Here is an 18,164-nt window from a genome sequence, read left to right as displayed (position 1 = left end):
AGACTGCTGCTCGTAGCCCCGCGTCCTAGACGCCGTACTTGAGCTGAATGCGCTTCGCCTGGTCCAGGCGGAACAGCCCGCGCTCCAGGTCCTTGGGATCCGAGATGTTCTCGATCGCCCACTTGAGGATCTCGCGGGGCACGAGCGGATAGCGCTTACGCGCTTCGGAGACGGTCATGGTGCGGCTCCTTCTGTGACGGCTGCGACTACTGCTACGACTGGTGCTGCGATTGGAATGACCCGTCATTGCGGATTGTGCTCCCCCGAGACCATAACCGTCAAGTCCGGCTCGAGGTTCAGGCGTGACCATCTCCTTTGAGGAAGTACCCCATCGCTGCCACCACGGCTCCAATGCCTACTCCCTCGTACATCAAGGACTGCGGATCGAGTCCCTTGATCACCGACCCCAGGAACGTGACCGCCAGCACGACCGCCACCACACCCACGAGCTTCTTCTTCAAGTCATCGAGCGAGTGGATCTCGAGCCACGCCGGCAGCGGAATGTTGTCATCGATGAACAGCTCGTACAGACCGAGCGCCATGATATACAGCACCGTCGCGAGCAGGAAGGCATCGGCAAGCTCGATGAACTCGAGGACCGCCTCCGCTTTCGCAAGCTCTCCGGCCACCACATGGCCGATGGTGACCGCAGTCTGTACGCCCGCCATGACGGTCAGCGTGAGGGCACCGGCGAACAGACCGAGCACGGGGATGGCTACGATGAATCTCGAGTAGGCCGGCACCCGTCGCGCGAGGCTGCCTGGCTGCTTCCGGGTCTGGGTCATGATCGCCACCTCGTGAACAACTCGTGTTCGATGTCCAGTACGTCGAGCACCTTGCCCACCACATAGTTGACCATGTCATCGACTGTCCCGGGCCGCTGGTAGAACGCCGGCATCGCCGGAACGATGGCCGCACCGGCCTCGGCAAGCGCAGTCAGATTGCGGAGATGGATGAGGCTGAGCGGCGTCTCCCTCGGCACGATGACCAAAGGACGCCGTTCCTTGAGCGCCACTTCGGCGGCGCGCTCGCCCAGGCACGACGCAAGCCCGGCCGAAATCGAGCCCACAAAGCCCATCGACGCAGGCGCCACGACCACTGCCTCGAAGCCGCTCGAGCCGGAAGACACCGCATCGAACAAGTCGTCATCCGGTACGACACGGAGCGGCAGGTCGCGTGGCAGTTCCAGATAGCGCAGAACCGTTTCCCGCGCCCCCTCGGAGGGCACCACGAGACCGAGCTCGTAGGCGGTCATGTCCGCGCCCCGCTTGGTGAAGATGAGTGTGACCTCGCCGATCTCGAGCAACTGCTCGACAAGACGCAGACCATAGGCGGAGCCGGATGCGCCGGTCACGATCACGACGTATCGCCTCACACGCACCCTCCCTCCAACGCCCTGCCGGCGGGCCGACCGCCCCGACGCACTGATGATACCGCACCTCCACGACGCTGCTCGCCGCCTAGATGCCGAGCGCAGTCTCGATGTCCTCCAGCGTGTGGACCGGCGAGAAGTCGGAATCAGCCGCGCCATGACGATCGATCAGAAGCGCCCGCATACCGACTGACGAGGCACCGAGCACATCGGCATAGTGATGGTCCCCGATGTGCGCCGCTTCGTGCGGAGACACGCCAAGCCGGCTGCATGCCAGTTCGAAGATCCGCGGGTCAGGCTTGTGAAGACCCACGTCGGCTGAGGACACGATGTCGTCTAAGACGTCACCAAAGCCGAGACCCGTGAGCAGACCCACGAGCCGCGAGTCCCAATTGGAGATGATGCCCAAGGCGAGTCCCCGTGACTTGAGGCGCTCGAACGCGGGCCGGACGTCGGCGTACGGCGCCCAACGATCGGCCCGCCCGAACTCGTCATAGACGCGTCGGGCGATGTCGACTGCCTCGGCTTCGATCCCAAGCTCCCGGCACAGGAGCGAGTACATGCCCACCCACACCGATGAGGTGCGCTCCTCGTCCGTCCAGAACGCGTCGTCCTCCTCGTAGCGCTCCTCGTAGTACGCGTCCACGAGCGGCATGTACGCATCGATGACGTGGAGGTCCCGCACGTGGCCCGCCTCGGCGAGCACCTGGCGACACACCTCGGAGACGCTCGGTTCAGCGTAAAGCAGCGTGTTGCCGACATCGAAGAAGACCGCGCGAAGTGGAGCGTCCGTCACTTCAGATAGGTGGCGACGTCCGTGTGCCGGCTCTTCTCCCAGGGCGTCTCGTCCGCGTAGCCCAGCACGATGAGCGCCATGATGTCCCAGCCCTCGGCGATCTCGAAGACCTCGAGCAGCTTGTCGCGGATCCAGACGGGGGCAGTCAGGCTGCACGCCGAAAGTCCCTCGTCCACGACCGTCAGGAGGAAGTTCTGCAGTGCCGCGCCGACGGCGATGGTGTCGTCGAGCCAGTCGGTGGGGTCCTCAACGTGTTTGGCCGAGATACCGATGATGACTGGTGCGCCGCCGAGATCGGCATAGAAACGAGCAGCGTGCTCAAGGCCGTCGGGGCCGAGCACGTCGATGTACTCATCGAGATAGGCGGTGGTCAGTGCCATTACCTCTGCCACGCGCGTCCGCGCATCGCCCAGTGCGACGTGGAACTGCCACGGCTGGACGTTGAAGCGAGATGGCGCATAGGTGGCCGCGTCGATGAGACGATCGATGATCGCGCGGTCCACGGGTTTGCCGTCGAACACGCGGATGGAACGGCGGTTACGAATGGCGTCCTTCAGCTCCATGACGAACCTTCCCTCGGACGTATCCCTCTAGTAGGATACCGCTCCCCGGTGGAGTAATCACCCCCGGGAGGGCGCTATCTGCCGCGAGTCCCCGCTCCGAGGTGCTTCACCAGGGTGACTGCCGTCCCCCCGGCAGGCAGCCGCTCGAACGTCACATGATCCATTAGAGCCTGCATGAACATCACGCCTCGCCCGGACGACGCATACGGATCGCCATCTGCGTTGGCCTGTCCGTCGAAGCCTTCGCCGCGGTCGAGCACGGTCAGGACCACGCGGTCCGAGTACACGGTCACCGTGATGCCGACGGTGTCGTTTTCTCCTCGCGGCGATCCGTGCCGTATCGCATTCGAGAGCGCCTCGCCAACGGCGACCCGGATATCGAAACGACCGGCTTCCGGGATATCAAGAGGCGCGAGTATCTCGCACACCTCGGACCGCATGAGCGCGAGCGACGACGAACGGGCGGGTAGCTCGATGGACCGCACCCACAGCGGAGCCTCGGCAGGTTCGGCGAGCATGAGACCCGCGAGCGCGTCGTCAGCGTCGATGGCGGTCGAGACCGTCGGTGCCGCTCCCACGAGTCCCGAGAGCTCGAGGATGCGGCTCACGTTGCGCGAGGCTCCGGCCAGCACCAACCGGCCGCCTTTCGGCTCCAGCACGCGGTTCATGAGCACGATCAGGCTCAGCGCAGAGCTGTCCGCATACGTGACCTTGGCGAGATCGATAACCAGGTTCAAGCAGCCGCGGTGTACGGCCGACTCCAACTCGGACTCGAGTTCGGGAGCGGTGGCTGCGTCGATGTCGCCGAGCACCCTGATCACGCATACGCGAGCATCGCTCTCAGGCTCGGTGATCACCTTCATTGGGCTCCTCCGCGGGACAAGAACGCTACCATCCCGTTCACTTTCCACCGCGGCGTCAGGACGAAACATCGTCGTCGTCGCCTCCCGGCGCGTACGCCACAGCAAGGATCGCGGCATCGTCCCTAAGCTCACCGGCCGAGAAGCGCTGCACCTGCCCCAGCAGCCGTTGCGCCACACTCGCGGGCCTGCCGCCGGCGCGCAACGCGCGCCGGACGCGGCCCTCGCCGAAGAACCGCCCGCCGCTGCGGGCCTCGGTCACACCGTCGGTATAGAGCAGCAGCGTCGCACCTGCATCGAGCGCAACCGTCTTCTGCGTCCAATGGATGCCGGACACTGCGCCGAGGAGTGCCCCTGTGGTGGCGAGCCGCTCGATACGCGCGTCCGACGGCTGCAGCAACAGCCCCGGAGGATGCCCTCCATCGGCGTACAGGAGCGTCCCTGCCGAGGTGTCGATGTAGCCGAGCCACAGCGTCACGATGCTCGTAGCATCACCCGCCTCGAGCAGCATCGCATTGAGTTCGGATAGCACCCGGGCAGGCTCCAGCCCTGCGACCACCATGCCCCGCAGCGCGTAGCGGATCATGGACGTCTTGGTGGCGGCTGCCACGCCCTTGCCGCACACATCGCCGATGGACACGACGACCCGTCCGTCCGGCGCAGTGAACAGGTCGTAGTAGTCACCGCCGATGTCGGCGTCCGTGCCGGCTGGCAGGTAGACGCTACTGGCTTCGATGCCGGGTATATGCGGGAGTCGCGTGGGCAGGATGCTCTCCTGCAGGACGGTCGCCACGTTGTGCTCCCGGCTGAACATGTCCGCCGTGTCGATGGCGAGCGCGGCCTGCGAGCCGAACGTGCGGAGGAGATCGAGCTCATCGGTCGTGAACGCAGCCGGTTCTCGCGCGAAGACCACCAGCACACCGATACTTCGGCCGCGCGCGAGGAGCGGCACGGCGAGCAGCGACTCAAGCCCCTGCTCTGCGGCGGCGTTCAGCAAGCGCGTGTCGGACGTCGAGATGCGGTCGTACCGCTCCGGCTCGCGAGTCTCGAACACACGCCCGGGGACGTCCTCGCCGGGCCGGAACGTCGCTTCGAGCATGTCTCGATGCAGGATGCCCCGCGCCATCGGGACGGTGATGTGTTTGCGCTGCGCGTCATAGGTCATCAGCATGACCGCGTCCGCCGACAGGATCTTCTGCACCACGTCGAGCACCCGGTTCAGCACGATCCGGCTCTGCAGTGACGAGCCCACCGCATGGCTGATGCGGAAGATCGTCTCGAGATTGTCGGCGCGGCTCTTCGCCTGCTGGAACAGGTACGCATTCTCAAGCGCCAGTGACGCCTGCTTGCCGACCGTCCCTGCAAGCGCCATGCGTTGATCCGAGAGAGTCTGGATCGTCGCCTTCGACGTGAGTACGATCAGCCCGGCCAACTCGGTACCCCGGTAGAGCGGCGTGAGCAGGGCCATGGCGACGTTCTGGTGTCTCATCACCTTGAGCACGTCGGGGTTCGCCGAGATGACGTCCACGCACACCGGCGCGGCAGGCGGTTCATCCTCGGCGGTAACGACGGACCACACCGAGAGCCATTCGCGATCCGTCGTCGGCTGCTCCGACTCCGGGATGCCGTAGAGCGAAGGATCGGTCAGCAGCACATGACGACCGGTCAGGCCGATCAACCCGGCCTGCATCCGCGCTACGTCGTCGAGCACCTGCTCCACATCACCCGGGGATGCTATCCGCTCGGCGATCGCCCTCAGCACCTCGGCCTCACGTCGCGAGCGACGTTCGTCCTCGAACAGTCGCGAGTTCTGCAGCGCGACCGAAGCCTGGGCCGCGAACGTACGCACCGTCTCGGTCTCAGACTCTGTGAACCGCATGCTCCCATGACGCACCACCACCGCCACACCGATGATGTCCGACCCCGCCCGTAGCGGGGCGGCGAGCGCCGCAGTGGCCGAGGGGCCATGAAGACCCAGATAAGGATCGCCTTCATCGCGAGACGCCTCGACCGGCTGACCGCTCGCGATTGCGGACTGGATCCAGGGGACCTCGGCCAGACGCACCGCAATGCCGCTGCGTCCGTCGAGGACTCCCTCCGCCGCCACGAGCTCAAGGCGGTCACCGTCTCCGATGAGCAGTACCTCGGCGTCGACCGCTCCGAGCATGTGTGCGATCGCCGACGTCACTCCTGCGAGCACGAGAGAGCGGTCCGAGGCGCGCGCCAGCAACTCGGCGATCTCGTTCGTCCGGTTCAACCGTCGTACGACCGAGTTGAACGCCTCGATCAGCCGGCCCACCTCGTCGTGCTCGACAACCGTCTCCGTCTCGACGGCGACGCCCGAGGCAAGGTCCTTCGCCCGCTTCTCAAGTTCCTTGAGCGGCTGTGTCATACGGCTCACCACCACGAGCGCCGCGATCAGGGCGATCGCCAGTGCAGCCACCCAACCGAGGACACCTGGCATCAGCGCTGCCCACGTCGCCTGCCAGGCGACCCGCGGCGAGCCGATGACCGCGATCTTCCAGTCGAGGCCCTCCGGCACCGAGGTCCCGACGTACGGCCCGACGAGCGGGGTCTGGCCCTCGACCCGCAGCTCCCCCGTCCCGGGCCGATCCGCATCACTGGAGGACTCGAGCGGGATGCTCCGGAGATCGGGGGTGCCCTCGCCCTGATAGAGCACACGATTCTCGGCATCCAGGACGAGCGCAGCCGGAGCGCCCTCAAGCTCGGATATCTCCGTGAGCGCCACGCCGACGAAGTCAGTCCGGATCCGGCCCATCAGCAGCCGCGACTCCTCGGCCCCACGCTCCACCTCCACGAGCGCCCAGAGAGCCCCGCCCTCCTGCCCCTCGGACGGCTCCACCCACAGGAACGGCGTTACGGTCGCAGAAGCCTCGTCGGCGCCGAGTTCGGCGAGCGAGCGCCCGCCAAGGACGTCGTCCGGCCATGCCTGGAGAACCGTCCCGTCCGCATCGATGAGTACCATGCCCTCAAGATGCTGCGCCGAACTCAGCGTGTAGCTCGAGAGCACGCGGCGGAACTCGGCCGGATCATCTGCGGCAAGCGGCGGCTCTCCGGCGGTGGCCGCAACCATCCCCTGCACGGTGCCGAGACGCCCGCCGATATCGGCCACCAGGATCTCGCAGTACGCCGACTGCCGGGCAGACTGCTGACGCACGGCCATGTCGTACACACCGGCGGCAGAGGTCACGAGCAACAGCACTGTCGTGGCAACCACGATGACGGCAGCCAGAAGCAGGAGCCTGTTGGTGAGTGTCATCCGTACGGGCCAGCGTCGCCGCATGCGGCACCTGTCTCCGGGAACGTGTCCTACGTGCTCTCGCCCGACATCGTAGAGCAGGAGCCCCAAGGCGGCATAGTCCGCTCTAGCCGCCGATCTTCGGGATGAAGGCCGACAGGAAGCCGACCACGGGGCCGATCCAGCCTGTGAGGATGAGCAGACCGAGCACCATCAGGACGACGCCTGCAACCCGGTTGATGACCAGCGTGTGGCGGTTCAACCAGTTCAGCAGGGGCTTGATGCGGCCGAGCATCACCGCGACCAGCACGAACGGGATTCCCAAACCGAGGGAGTAGACGGCGAGCATGAGCGCGCCGCGGCCGACCTCGGCTTCGTTGGCGGCCATCATCAGGATCGAGCCGAGGATCGGCCCGACGCACGGCGACCAGCCGAAGGCGAAGGCCATGCCCATCACGAGGGCGGCGAGGCCACCGAAGCGCCGCGCCTTCTGCATTTCGAACCGCGCTTCACCGTAGAGCCACGGGATCTTCACGATCCCGAGCATGAAGAAGCCGAGCAACATGATGAGCGCGCCGGCGACTTTCTCGAGAGTGCTCTGGTACTGCGCGAGAAACGATCCCAGGGCAGAAGCCGAGGCACCCAGTGCCACAAACACGATGGAGAAACCCGCGACGAACAGGAGCGCCGGAACAAGGGTGGCCGAGAGCTTGCGGTCTTCGGCGGCCAGCTCGCTCGAGGTCATCCCGGTCATGAACGCGACGTACCCGGGAATCAGCGGCAGCACGCACGGTGACAGGAAGGTGAGCAGTCCGGCCCCGAACGCGGTCAGCAGCGGTATGGCGTCCTGCACGTATGACCTCCCGGGGAGACATCGGAGCGCAGTGCGGTCAGCTACCTTGTACCCCGCGCCGAATGCGTGCAGACTCGGCCGACCGAGATGCTACGCCTCGAGCAGCTCCGCCCCGTAACCCGCGCGGACGATGGCTGCCACGATCTCCTCAGGGCCGACGATGGTGTCGTCGAACGTCACCTCGGACAGCGCGCTCCGATGATCGACGGTGACGGTTTGCACGCCGTCGAGATCCGAGAGGTCCATCTGGATGAGCATCGAGCATGACGGGCAGTGCATACCCGTCGTGATGAACTGCCTGGTGACGACTGCCATGGGATGCCCTTTCGCCGAGCCACGCCTACCGGTCGGACTGACCGGCGCCTGCTGCAACTCCCGGTGCGGTCCGCTCAAGCATCGCACCGCAGTAGGGGCACATGCGCCACTTGCCGAGCACTTCACGCTCACATGCGGGACAACGGGTGCTGACGCTTGCCCCACTCTGGTCGTCGTCGGGACGGCGCTGAGCCACCAGGATCCAGCCGACACCGGCGACTACGAGAACCGTTACGAGGGGAGGCATCCAGTCGAGCGGGCGGGCGATGACCGACCCCGCCACATGGGAGTCCGCGTGAAGAATGAACCCAACACCGATGATGCCGGCGGTGAGGGCGATCACGCCCACCACGCTTGCGATCAATCTGCCCGGTCTGCTCATTCGGCGGTCTCCATAGGTGATGGCTGGTGCTGGTCGGAAGATTGCAAGCCATGTGCCAACCATTCGCCCGGCGCGTGCGCCTAGAGGCCGTATCGCTCCATGCGCGCCTCGAGCGTCTTCGTCGTCAGGCCGAGCAGCTTCGCCGCCTGCGGTACGCTCCCGCCCGCGCGGTCGAGCGCCTGCCTGACCAGGTCCAGTTCGACCTCCTCGAGGTCGAGCCCGGAGTCAGGCAGCACGAAACACCGCGAGCCCGCATCGCACACTGCGACGCCGGCGCGCACCTCGGCCGGCAGATCGTCCGCCTCGATGATCTCGCCGTGCGAGAGGATGACCACGCGCTCGATCGTGTTCTCGAGCTCGCGGACGTTGCCCGGCCACTGATACGTTACGAGCGCCTCCATGGCCGCCGAGGCGATCGTGCGCTTTCCTGCGCCGAACTTCTCGAGGAAGTGGGCGACCAGCAGCGGTATTTCGGTGGACCGCTTTCGAAGCGGTGGGATTGTCAGCGGCACGACGTTCAGCCGGTAGTACAGGTCTTCGCGGAACGTTCCGTCCGCGATGAGCTGCTGAAGGTCCCGGTTCGTGGCGGAGATGACCCTCACGTCGACTTCGATGCTTCGGGTCCCGCCGAGGCGCTCGAACGTGCGCTCCTGCAGCACGCGCAGCAGCTTCACCTGCACCGCGGGCGATATGTCCCCGATCTCGTCGAGGAAGAGCGTGCCGCCGTTCGCCATCTCGAAACGGCCGGGCTTGGCGTTCACAGCACCGGTGAACGCGCCCTTTTCGTAGCCGAACAGCTCGCTCTCGAGCAGCGTCTCCGGCAACGCGCCCGCGCTGATCGAGATGAAGGGCTTACCCGCACGCGACGAGAGCCGATGGATTGCGCGCGCGACGAGTTCCTTGCCCGTCCCGGACTCACCGTAGAGCATCACAGTCGCCTCCGAAGCGGCGACCTTCCTTACCGTCTCCAGCATGTCGAGCATCCCGGGGTCGGCGGCAACGATGCCGTCCACGTCCCAGTCCCGATCGAGCTCCTCGCGCAGTCGGTCAACCTCGGCGGCTAGCGCGCTCATCTGCAGGACCTTCTCTATGCTCAAGCGGAGTTCATCGAGATCGAACGGCTTGGTGAGGTACTCGTTGGCGCCAGCCTTCATCGCTTCTACCGCGGTCTGCACATTGCCGTGAGCGGTCAGCATGATGACGGGGAACCGGTGCCCCTTCGCGCGGATGCGCCGTAGGACCTCCATCCCATCGGGCGCAGGCATCTTGTGGTCGAGGATCAGGAGATCGGGCGCCTGATCGGCGATCGACGACAGCGCTTCCTTGCCGTCGGCGGCCTCAGCGACCTCGTAGCCTTCGGCTTCCAGCGCCTGGCTCAGCACCCACCGCATGTTCTTCTCGTCGTCGGCAAGCAGCACCCGGCTCTTCATCACGAACCCTCTCCTCTCGTGCGCGCGGGCAGCGCGACTGTGAATCTCGTGCCCCGGCCCGGAGCGCTGTCAACCTCCACCCGCCCACCGTGCTGATCGATGATGCGGTGAACGATCGTCAGTCCAAGACCGGTTCCCCCGCTCCGCGTCGAATAGAACGGGTCGAACACCCTCTCCAGCACGTCGGGCGCCATGCCGGGTCCGGTGTCCGCCACCGAGGCGAGGACGAACGCATCGTCGTCCCAGACCCGGACCTTGATCGCGCCGCCCACGTCCTCCATGGCCTGCACCGCGTTGGAGACGAGGTTCACGAACACCTGCTTCAGTTGGTCGGCGTCGGCGAGCACGAGCGGGTCCGCTGCCGAGAACTCGGTCTCGATGTCGACCTTGGCCTGTCCGGCGAACTGACGGGTGAACAGCACTACGTCGCTCACCACATCTTCCACGTTCGTGATCCTGAGCGTCGGGGCGGACGGACGTCCGAAATCGAGGAGTGCCTTGATGACCTTGTCCAGCCGGTCGATCTCCTGCTTGATGACCCTCGTGGCATCCCGTACCCGCACCGGATCGCCGTGCGAGTCCTCCACGAGCTGAACCGATGCCCTGATGATGCCGAGAGGGTTGCGCACCTCATGCGCAACGCCAGCTGTGAGTTCGCCCATAGCGGCCAGCCGGTCGGCCCGGATGAGCTGGTCGGTCAGCGCCCGGACCTCTGAGACGTCCTCGAGCGTCACGACTGCGCCGAAGACGCGCCCACCCACGTCCCGCATTCGCGCCATCGCCACCTTCGCGTGGAGCGTGCGGCCGTCCACGGTGACCGCCTCGACGTCCGTTACCATCTTCGGCGTCTGCCCGTTGAGGAAGCGCATGAGGCTATCATCGAGCCCGCCGTCATCGCGGAACAGCCGGCCCAGCCTGCGTGGAACCATCTCCTCCTCGGGCATGCCGAGCATCCGCTCCGCAGCCACATTCACGGTAGCGACCGAGCCATCCGGACCCAAGGTGATGACGCCCGAGGTGATCGACCGCAGGATCGCCTGCATGTAGTCCTGGATGTTCACGAGCTGGATCGCGCGCTCTTCGAGTGTGTGGTACGCCTCCTCGAGCCGCAGGCTGACCCGCCTGAGGTCGGCGGTCTTGCGCTCCTCGAGATCGCGCATCCAGCCGAACAGCAGCCCGATCGCGATGTACATGGCGATCTCGTAGAGCGTGTCGGTGTTCTGGCCGACGAGCGCGCCGGTCAGCGCGTGCGCGTGCGGGAGCAGCAGCAGCGTCGAGGCGACCGCTACCGCAAGCCCTCCGCGCCAGCCGAAGACGAAGCCCGCGTACATGATGGGGACGTAGTAGAGCTTGCGGAACAAGAGGTGCATAGCGTCGGCCTGTGGCACGGTGTCGCTCAGCAGGTGCAGAACGGCAACCGTAGCCAGCAGCAGCACGATGACCAGCACGTCGCGCTGAGGCGTCGTCCCGGGGAAACGCCGGGATCCGGAGCGGCGTCCCGCGTCTACCGCGTTTTCACTCATCGTCGCTTGCGCGCCCAGGAGGGCTCGATGCCGAGTTCCTCCCGGTACTTCGCAACCGTGCGGCGCGCCACATCGAGGCCATCGGTCTTCAGCGCATCGGCAAGCTTCTGGTCCGAGAGCGGCTTTACGGCATCCTCGGATGCCAGCAGGTCACGGATGCGCTGCTTCACCGTGGTGGCGGCCACGTCCATGCCCGTTGAGCTGCGGTAGCCGCCCGAGAAGAAGTGCTTCAACTCGAAGAGACCGTACGGCGTAGCCATGTACTTGCCGGTGACACCCCGGCTTACGGTCGAGAGGTGCACGCCGATCTCGGTCGCCACATCCTCAAGCCGCAGCGGGCGCAGATCGCCCTTCCCGTCCTCGAAGAAGTCCGACTGGACCTCGAGAACGATCTGCGCGATGCGACTCACCGTGTCCTTCCGTCGGTCCACGTTGCGCATGAACATCTCGGCCTGGCGGATCTTGTCCTTGAGGTACCGGCGGGTCTCGTCGTCAGTGGCCGCACCCGACCGGAGCATCGAGCGGTAGCGCGGACTCACGCGAAGCGTGGGCACGACCTCGTTGTTGGACATGACCAGCCACTCATCACCGAACCGGCGCAGCGTCACGTCGGGCACCACATACGACGGCGCGGGCCCCGGGGAGAAGGCCCCGGCCGGACGGGGGTTGAGCAGCCGCAGAACCTCGACCGTGTTGCGCACCAGCTCCTCGCTCACGCCGAGACTGCGGCCGATCTTCCGGAAGTGGTTGACCGCGACGTCATCGAGGTGATCCTCGATGATGGAGGTCAGGATGACCGAGGTGACGCCGATCGTCTCGGCTTGGAGCAGCAGCGCTTCCCGGACGGACCGGGCGCCGACGCCCGGAGGATCGAGCTGCTGTACGACCGTGAGGGCCTTCTCGGCGATGACACCGGTCAGGCCGGTGATACGCGCGATCTCAGCGCAGTTGCTCACGAAGAATCCGTCCTCGTCGAGCGAACCCACGATCGCCCTGGCCGCGAGTTCGACCTCATCGGAGATGTCGAGCATGGCGAGCTGCTCGAGCAGGTACTCGCTGAAGCTCACAACGCCGCCGACGAACTCGTCGGAGTTGATCTCCTCGACGTTCGGGTCGCGCGGGCCCGAGCCGTCCATGCGCTCGAGCTCCTCATACTGGTCGAGCCACTCATCCCACGAGCGCTCGTCCTCCGCGTCGGCAACCCGGTCATCGTCGGGCTCCGCAGGCTCGTACTCGTCCTCTTCGACCTCGAGGACGGGGTTCTCAAGCAACTCGGTCTCGATGAGTGTCTGCAACTCGGCGACCGGCATGGCAAGGATGCTCAGCCCCTGGTACACCTGGGGCGAGAGGGTCACCTTCTGACGCAGTTCGGGGCGTTGGCTCAGTTCCATGGTGCACCTCAGTGGGTGGGGCGCTTAGCAAACAACGTACCACACCGATTATGCTCCTGGCGGGGACTCCCCTAACGGCTCCTCCGCCACCACGGGCATCTCGGCGGGCACGCGGGTCCTGAACTGCGACAACGCGACCGCAGTGATGACCAGCGCACCGCCAAGGAGTTGCAGCGCTCCGAGATGCTCCCCGAAGACGAACCAGGCAGCGACTCCGGCAATGACCGGCTCGATCGTGGACGTGACGGACGCCTGCGTAGCCTCGATCAGGTGAAGCGCCTTGAGGAACGCGCCGAACGGCACGATCGTGCTCACCACCGCGAGCACCACGACCGCAAGAACGGCGCGCCAGTCGGAGAGCAGTTCCACGATGCGACCCGGACCTCCCAGGACGATCAGCCAGAAGAGCGAGGCGGCCGCGAGGCCGTAGGTGAGCAGCGTCCACGGCGAGAACCGGCTTGCGGCGTATCTGCCCATGAGCGAGTACCCGGCGAAGAGCACCGCCGAGGCAAGCCCCCAGAAGAGGCCCTCGCGCGAGACGTTCAGCCCCTCACCGCCGAGGACACCGACCATCAGCGCACAACCGCTCACGCTGAGCAGTACGGCCGACGGCAGCACCCATGTTAGACGCTCGCCCAGCAACAGGACCGAGAAGACCAGTACCACGACCGGTGCAAGGTACTCGAGCAGTATGGCGGTGGCGACCCCGGTGAGCGAGATCGTCTTGAAGTACGCGAAGTGGACGAGCGCCAACCCGAAGACGCCGAAGACGGCAAGGAAAGGCACGTCGCGACCACGGATCACGAGCTGGTCCCGCCGCCTCACGATGAGGTAGCCCAGGGCGATGACGGTCGAGACGACGGCACGCGCCGCCGACAGGACGAGCGGGTCCACGTCGATGCCGAGAGGCGGGAACGGCCAGGACATGGTCGCGGCTCCCGGTGCGGTGAACAGCCACTTGGCGATCAGCCCTCCACCCGCCCAGCAGGTGGCTGCCATCACGACGAGGGCATAGCCCTCTGCGCGGCGGCTGAGCGTGACAGGACGCGCCATCAGAGCCGTCCGTCCCGTTCCTGCTCCTCGGTCTTGTGCTGCTGGTAGGTGTCGAGTGGCTCGAGATGCGCGATGACGTCCCGAACGTCCTCGAACGCGTCGGCCACCGCCTTCTCCACCCGTTCAGCGATCGCATGACCCTCGGCCACCGTCGCCCCGGAGTCGACCTGGATGTGCAGGTCGACGTACACGTTGCTTTCGGTCCCGCGCGTGCGCACGTCATGGCATCCCAACACGTCATCGATGCCGAGCACGACATCGCTCACCCGGGCGGGTTCGAGGCGAGCGGTATCCGCAAGCGACGACCCTGCGGTGGCGAGCACGCGCAGCCCGGTCACGATGATGAAGCCGGCCACCACGAGACCCAGGATCGGGTCGGCGATCGGATAGCCAAGACGCACAGCCACCAGCCCGGCTATGACGCCGAGGGTCACCAGCACATCGCTGCCGGTGTGGCTCGCGTCCGCCTTGAGGATCTCGCTGCCCAGGCGGTTGCCCGCACGCCGCTCCATGGTGGTCACCACGATGTTCACCGCCAGGGTGATCAGCATGACCGCGAAGCTCACCGCGTCGACGGCCGGTCCCTGCCCGGGAGATTGCAGCCGTGCGATCGCCGACGATCCGACCTGCCACGCCGCGAACAGGAGCAGCGCGCCGATCGCCGCCGAGGCGAACGTCTCGTACTTCGCATGCCCGTACGGATGGCCCCGATCGGCCGGCCGTGACGCCATGCCAAGCCCGATGAGTCCGATGACGTTGGACGTACCGTCGAACATCGAGTGGAAGCCGTCCGCGGTGATTGAGACCGAATCGATCAGCAGCCCGTACCCGAGCTTGGCGCCCGCTACGCCGATGTTCAGGACCAGGACCCACCACAGGACGCGTCGAACCGATCGCAAGCGATCGCCCATCCCAGTGCGCGGTTCCGTGTATCCCATGACGCCCCCTTGCCGCACATACCCCCGAGGGGTATATTGACGTGCACAAACCATTCGATTGTACGTCAGCGAACCCGCCATGCAAGGAGACCGCCATGGACGACTCCGTCGCCGCACCGCTCACCGCCAACGACGAGGAGCGACGCCGCATCCTGAATCGCCTCCGGCGACTCGAGGGTCAGATCCGCGGCCTCCAGACGATGGTCGAGAGCGGCAAGGACTGCGAGGCCGTGCTCACGCAGATCATGGCCGCCAAGTCAGCCCTCAACCAGGTCGGTCTGCACATCATCGGTCACTCGATGAAGACCTGTCTCGTGGACGACAGCATCACGGATCGCGACGAGCTCGTGGATGAAGCGATCAAGGTCTTCCTGAAGTACTCCAGCTGCGTGCAGTAGCGTTCCCGCGCTACGAGCAGACCGCGTCTACGATCGAAACGACCGACGCCTCAGCCTTCGCGTTGGTCGCCTCCCAGCCGGGACCCGTCTCCTGCCACAAAGCGACCGGACGGATGGCGGTCACCCAGACGACATCGCCTTCGGTGTAGACGTGCATCTTGCACAGGTCGGCAGATGTCATCGCGGAACCCACGTCGAACACCACAAGCGGCGCGATCTCGAAGCCCTTCGCCGCGAGCGTGGCCTGGAGATCGTGGCACCGGACGACGTCGAAGCCGTGAGAGCGGACGATCCGCTCCACGGCTTCGAGCATCTCGATGAAGGGCCTGTGCCCCTCACGCCGGTATGTGAACTCCATCGCCACCGCCATGTCGGGCGCACCTCACGGGCGGCAAGGCTACCCTCAACCGAACCCGCCTCTCGGCACGCAGGACGATGTGGACCCGATCGGCCGTGTCATGAAACCGCCACCTACGCCGGTCTCGACCTTGGTGGACCCACACTCGGGACATACCCGGTCGGCCTCGCGCAGCAGCCGCATCAGGAAGCGGTCGAACTCATGTCCACACTCCTGGCAGTGCAGCTCGTAGGTCGGCATGGCGCTGGATCACACCAGACCGAACTCGCGGCCAAGAGCGTCCGCGCCACGAGCACCCACCACCTGAGTAACCAGATTACCACCTTCGAACTTGGCGATGGTGGGGATGCTCATGATGCCGTACTTCATGGCCACGTCGCGTGCCTCGTCCACGTTCACCTTCACGAACGAGACGCCGTTGACCTTGCCGGCAAGCTTCTCCAGCTCGGGCCCCACCATGCGACATGGGCCGCACCACGGTGCCCAGAAGTCGACGATGACCGGGGTGGCCGAGTCCAGGACCTCGATCTGGAACTGGGCTTCAGTTATCTCGCGTACTGTGTCGCTCAAGGGGATCTCCTCCTCGACGGGGATTACATCTCATGCGTGTAAGTATACCCCATGGGGTATCAGTGTCAACTGTACGCCGGTGGCACGCGCGCCCGAGTTCCTCTATCGTCATGCCCGAGAGGAGCGCCGAACGTGACGATCTGGCTCGTGCTTCTGGCCGGCTGTGTGCTTTTCGGGTCCTTGCTCGTCGGGGCCCTGGTTCTGCCCCGCGCCGCTGCCCCGCTCGCGATTCTCGGCGCCCTCGCGGCGCTCGTCACCTCGGTTTCGGCGTTCGGCACCATCACGCAGCGCTACGCGAGCCCTGAGGCGATCATCTCGGCGCTCGCCGTCCTCCTCGCGGGCATCGGTGCGGGCTTCGCTGTCGCCGCGACATCCCTGCCCCACCTCGCGCGCTCGGCCGTACCACCGTCACTCCCGCAGGCCCCGCATGCGAGCGCCGACGGACATGGCATCGTCCTGGTCAGCTGCGCGGAGCCGGACCGCTACAGCCCCCGGGCGGTGGCGACGCGGCAGAACCTGCTCGCCGAGAGCGCCGAGATCGAGGTCCCGTCTACCGCGCTCCCCTTCGTCTTCTTCGCTGACAAGGCGCGGTACCGTGCGGTCGGCGGCCGGTCGCCCGCCTCCTCGGTCGCACGACAGCTCGCAGTCGCGGTGGCCGAATGCCTCGAGCCGGATGTCTCGGACGTCGTGCTCGCCTGGTGTCACGACCCGGCCTCGATTACGTCCTCGGTCTTCACGCTCGCGGCAGCCGGCGTGACCCGCGCGACGATCGTGGTCCTCGGCCCTTCCGAATCCGGTCCGCTCGATGCAGCGTGCGCAGTGCTCGACCGCGCGCTTCGCGAGAACGAAGGGCTGGAGGTGGCCTTCGCCCCGTGCGTGTGGGAGGACCGCCGACTACCCGAGCGGCTGGCCGAACGCATCCTCGCCGCCACAACGGCCATCGACCCCTCGGACATCGGAGTCGTCCTGATGGACTCGGGGCTGCCGCCGGTCTGGGAGCATCGCTACTCGGCGGCGCAGCGCGTCGAGAACTACTTCGACCAGCGCGTACGTATGCTTCTCGGCGAGGCCGGCATAGCGGACCAACACGTGCGCGTGGCGTGGCTTGAGTGGCAGACGCCGGATGTCACCGAAGCGGTCCGCCACCTGGCCGCACTCGGCTGCAGGCGGATCGTGGTGGCTGCGTCGACGATCGCGCTCCCCACCCTCGAGACGACGCTCGACCTGGGCCATGCCATCACGCTCGCCCGGGTGCCTCAGGGCGTGCAGGTGGTCACGGTCACCCCGTGGGGTGACGACAAGGGGTTCGTGGACGCGATCTGCCGCACCGTGCAGGAATCACTCGGATCAGACGGTCCAGGGGCGCCCGTCACGCCCTGACCCGGCAGCGCTCCCAGTTCGCGGCGCGCAGACGCCTGATCTGCGGGACTGCACGCACGTAGCGAAGCGCGAGCGCAAGACCGCCGCGGTCCGCCTCGGCATGCGTCTCGAGTTCATCGATGCTCGTGCGGAGATCTGCGGCAGTCGTGCCGCGAAACACCGTGTAACCGCGACCGACGCTGTGCACCATGTGCGCGTCGCTCCCGCCCACGGCGGCGATGCCCTGGCCGCCGCTGAACATCTTGGCCGCCACGCGGTTCGCCCAGCCGAGATACGGCACGGAGTTGTAGACCTCAAGCGCGTGGAAGGCCAAATCGCTCAGCGTCTGCACGAAGGCGGTGCGGCCAAAGGGACCGAATACACCCTGGGCGCTGAAGGGATGCGGGATGACCGCCACGCCACCCTGGTCGGTGATCCGACCGATGGTATCGAGCGCCGAGAGACCTGGCTCGATCTCCTCGGTGAGGAACAGGCCAAGAACGTGACCCTCCCTGGAAGATATCTCTTCGCCGACGACGACCTCGATGCCGTACACGTCCTCGAGTGCCTTGGCGAACAAGGCGCCTTCCATGGTGTTGTGATCGGTGATGGCGATGACCTTGAGGTCGGTCTTGGTCGCCACGTACTCCATGATCTGCGGGATGCTGCCGGTTCCGTCGCTGTGGTTGGAATGGATGTGCAGGTCGGCTTTGCTCCAGACCTCTGTGCTCACGTGCACCCCAC

General features: G+C 66.1%; 21 protein-coding genes. 2 read left to right on the top strand and 19 right to left on the bottom strand.

Features of this window, described 5'->3' with window-relative positions; translation table 11 throughout:
• Positions 1–25: 25 nt before the first annotated feature.
• From Q7W51_05115 to Q7W51_05045, 15 genes are all read right to left on the bottom strand, one after another.
• Positions 26–178, bottom strand: a complete 153-nt coding sequence (locus Q7W51_05115; GenBank protein MDO8847750.1) for a hypothetical protein — start codon at positions 176–178, stop codon at positions 26–28.
• Positions 179–296: 118 nt separating this feature from the next.
• On the bottom strand, positions 297–785 hold the full coding sequence (locus Q7W51_05110; protein ID MDO8847749.1) for a YqhA family protein: 489 nt from the start codon (positions 783–785) through the stop codon (positions 297–299).
• Entirely contained in the window at positions 782–1,375 is a 594-nt protein-coding gene (locus Q7W51_05105; GenBank protein ID MDO8847748.1) for a UbiX family flavin prenyltransferase, read from the bottom strand. Before Q7W51_05105 ends, Q7W51_05110 begins: the two co-directional genes overlap by 4 nt.
• A gap of 85 nt (positions 1,376–1,460) precedes the next feature.
• Positions 1,461–2,168, bottom strand: coding sequence for an HAD-IA family hydrolase (locus Q7W51_05100; protein ID MDO8847747.1), 708 nt, complete (start codon positions 2,166–2,168; stop codon positions 1,461–1,463).
• Positions 2,165–2,731 (bottom strand): nitroreductase family protein, encoded by a 567-nt coding sequence (locus Q7W51_05095; protein ID MDO8847746.1) that lies wholly within the window; start codon positions 2,729–2,731, stop codon positions 2,165–2,167. The genes Q7W51_05100 and Q7W51_05095 overlap by 4 nt, the downstream gene beginning before the upstream one ends.
• Before the next feature lie 74 nt (positions 2,732–2,805).
• Positions 2,806–3,594: an anti-sigma factor antagonist gene (locus Q7W51_05090; GenBank protein MDO8847745.1), complete on the bottom strand. Its 789-nt coding sequence runs from the start codon at positions 3,592–3,594 to the stop codon at positions 2,806–2,808.
• A gap of 55 nt (positions 3,595–3,649) precedes the next feature.
• Positions 3,650–6,895: a SpoIIE family protein phosphatase gene (locus Q7W51_05085; GenBank protein MDO8847744.1), complete on the bottom strand. Its 3,246-nt coding sequence runs from the start codon at positions 6,893–6,895 to the stop codon at positions 3,650–3,652.
• A gap of 82 nt (positions 6,896–6,977) precedes the next feature.
• Positions 6,978–7,703 (bottom strand): cytochrome c biogenesis protein CcdA, encoded by a 726-nt coding sequence (locus tag Q7W51_05080; protein MDO8847743.1) that lies wholly within the window; start codon positions 7,701–7,703, stop codon positions 6,978–6,980.
• Positions 7,704–7,793: 90 nt separating this feature from the next.
• Positions 7,794–8,018 (bottom strand): heavy-metal-associated domain-containing protein, encoded by a 225-nt coding sequence (locus Q7W51_05075; GenBank protein ID MDO8847742.1) that lies wholly within the window; start codon positions 8,016–8,018, stop codon positions 7,794–7,796.
• Between the two features lie 25 nt (positions 8,019–8,043).
• Entirely contained in the window at positions 8,044–8,400 is a 357-nt protein-coding gene (locus Q7W51_05070) for a zinc ribbon domain-containing protein (protein ID MDO8847741.1), read from the bottom strand.
• An 80-nt stretch (positions 8,401–8,480) separates the two neighbouring features.
• The gene (locus Q7W51_05065) at positions 8,481–9,830 is read right to left on the bottom strand and encodes a sigma-54 dependent transcriptional regulator (GenBank protein ID MDO8847740.1); all 1,350 of its coding nucleotides are present in this window, start codon (positions 9,828–9,830) and stop codon (positions 8,481–8,483) included.
• On the bottom strand, positions 9,830–11,353 hold the full coding sequence (locus Q7W51_05060) for an ATP-binding protein (protein MDO8847739.1): 1,524 nt from the start codon (positions 11,351–11,353) through the stop codon (positions 9,830–9,832). The genes Q7W51_05065 and Q7W51_05060 overlap by 1 nt, the downstream gene beginning before the upstream one ends.
• Complete coding sequence (rpoN, locus tag Q7W51_05055) at positions 11,350–12,744, bottom strand: RNA polymerase factor sigma-54 (GenBank protein ID MDO8847738.1); 1,395 nt, start codon at positions 12,742–12,744, stop codon at positions 11,350–11,352. Before rpoN ends, Q7W51_05060 begins: the two co-directional genes overlap by 4 nt.
• 48 nt (positions 12,745–12,792) lie before the next feature.
• A complete protein-coding gene (locus Q7W51_05050; protein MDO8847737.1) occupies positions 12,793–13,797 on the bottom strand; it encodes an EamA family transporter in 1,005 nt (334 codons plus the stop codon).
• Entirely contained in the window at positions 13,797–14,735 is a 939-nt protein-coding gene (locus Q7W51_05045) for a cation diffusion facilitator family transporter (GenBank protein ID MDO8847736.1), read from the bottom strand. The genes Q7W51_05050 and Q7W51_05045 overlap by 1 nt, the downstream gene beginning before the upstream one ends.
• 95 nt (positions 14,736–14,830) lie before the next feature.
• Here Q7W51_05045 and Q7W51_05040 point away from each other — a divergent pair, with 95 nt between their 5' ends.
• Positions 14,831–15,133, top strand: coding sequence for a metal-sensitive transcriptional regulator (locus tag Q7W51_05040; GenBank protein ID MDO8847735.1), 303 nt, complete (start codon positions 14,831–14,833; stop codon positions 15,131–15,133).
• A gap of 10 nt (positions 15,134–15,143) precedes the next feature.
• Here the strand turns inward: Q7W51_05040 and Q7W51_05035 are convergent, their stop codons facing one another.
• Genes Q7W51_05035 through trxA form a run of 3 tightly spaced genes read right to left on the bottom strand, consistent with a single transcriptional unit; the run spans position 15,144 to position 16,061 of the window.
• Entirely contained in the window at positions 15,144–15,503 is a 360-nt protein-coding gene (locus Q7W51_05035; protein MDO8847734.1) for a DUF302 domain-containing protein, read from the bottom strand.
• 33 nt (positions 15,504–15,536) lie between these two features.
• Positions 15,537–15,731, bottom strand: a complete 195-nt coding sequence (locus tag Q7W51_05030; GenBank protein MDO8847733.1) for a zinc ribbon domain-containing protein — start codon at positions 15,729–15,731, stop codon at positions 15,537–15,539.
• A 9-nt stretch (positions 15,732–15,740) separates the two neighbouring features.
• Entirely contained in the window at positions 15,741–16,061 is a 321-nt protein-coding gene (gene trxA, locus Q7W51_05025; GenBank protein ID MDO8847732.1) for a thioredoxin, read from the bottom strand.
• Positions 16,062–16,193: 132 nt separating this feature from the next.
• On the opposite strand from trxA, the gene Q7W51_05020 reads away from it, so the two are divergent.
• A complete protein-coding gene (locus Q7W51_05020) occupies positions 16,194–17,441 on the top strand; it encodes a ferrochelatase (protein ID MDO8847731.1) in 1,248 nt (415 codons plus the stop codon).
• Here Q7W51_05020 and Q7W51_05015 read toward each other — a convergent pair.
• Positions 17,431–18,153: a CehA/McbA family metallohydrolase gene (locus Q7W51_05015; GenBank protein ID MDO8847730.1), complete on the bottom strand. Its 723-nt coding sequence runs from the start codon at positions 18,151–18,153 to the stop codon at positions 17,431–17,433. The genes Q7W51_05020 and Q7W51_05015 overlap by 11 nt on opposite strands.
• Positions 18,154–18,164: the final 11 nt, after the last annotated feature.

This window comes from Coriobacteriia bacterium (assembly GCA_030652115.1).
Classification (GTDB): domain Bacteria; phylum Actinomycetota; class Coriobacteriia; order Anaerosomatales; family Anaerosomataceae; genus UBA6100.
The sequence above is the reverse complement of the archived record's forward strand: the minus strand, read 5'-3'. Positions and strand labels throughout refer to the sequence as shown.

What these genes read in the sequence shown, in the direction of transcription:
- Q7W51_05115 (MDO8847750.1), bottom strand. Translation starts at nt 178, where the DNA reads ATGACCGTCTCCGAAGCGCGTAAGCGCTATCCGCTCGTGCCCCGCGAG.
- Q7W51_05035 (MDO8847734.1), bottom strand. Translation starts at nt 15,503, where the DNA reads ATGGCGGTGGCGATGGAGTTCACATACCGGCGTGAGGGGCACAGGCCC.
- Q7W51_05090 (MDO8847745.1), bottom strand. Translation starts at nt 3,594, where the DNA reads ATGAAGGTGATCACCGAGCCTGAGAGCGATGCTCGCGTATGCGTGATC.
- Q7W51_05045 (MDO8847736.1), bottom strand. Translation starts at nt 14,735, where the DNA reads ATGGGATACACGGAACCGCGCACTGGGATGGGCGATCGCTTGCGATCG.
- Q7W51_05070 (MDO8847741.1), bottom strand. Translation starts at nt 8,400, where the DNA reads ATGAGCAGACCGGGCAGATTGATCGCAAGCGTGGTGGGCGTGATCGCC.
- Q7W51_05095 (MDO8847746.1), bottom strand. Translation starts at nt 2,731, where the DNA reads ATGGAGCTGAAGGACGCCATTCGTAACCGCCGTTCCATCCGCGTGTTC.
- Q7W51_05060 (MDO8847739.1), bottom strand. Translation starts at nt 11,353, where the DNA reads ATGAGTGAAAACGCGGTAGACGCGGGACGCCGCTCCGGATCCCGGCGT.
- Q7W51_05050 (MDO8847737.1), bottom strand. Translation starts at nt 13,797, where the DNA reads ATGGCGCGTCCTGTCACGCTCAGCCGCCGCGCAGAGGGCTATGCCCTC.
- Q7W51_05065 (MDO8847740.1), bottom strand. Translation starts at nt 9,830, where the DNA reads ATGAAGAGCCGGGTGCTGCTTGCCGACGACGAGAAGAACATGCGGTGG.
- Q7W51_05110 (MDO8847749.1), bottom strand. Translation starts at nt 785, where the DNA reads ATGACCCAGACCCGGAAGCAGCCAGGCAGCCTCGCGCGACGGGTGCCG.
- Q7W51_05085 (MDO8847744.1), bottom strand. Translation starts at nt 6,895, where the DNA reads ATGCGGCGACGCTGGCCCGTACGGATGACACTCACCAACAGGCTCCTG.
- Q7W51_05030 (MDO8847733.1), bottom strand. Translation starts at nt 15,731, where the DNA reads ATGCCGACCTACGAGCTGCACTGCCAGGAGTGTGGACATGAGTTCGAC.
- Q7W51_05040 (MDO8847735.1), top strand. Translation starts at nt 14,831, where the DNA reads ATGGACGACTCCGTCGCCGCACCGCTCACCGCCAACGACGAGGAGCGA.
- rpoN (MDO8847738.1), bottom strand. Translation starts at nt 12,744, where the DNA reads ATGGAACTGAGCCAACGCCCCGAACTGCGTCAGAAGGTGACCCTCTCG.
- Q7W51_05075 (MDO8847742.1), bottom strand. Translation starts at nt 8,018, where the DNA reads ATGGCAGTCGTCACCAGGCAGTTCATCACGACGGGTATGCACTGCCCG.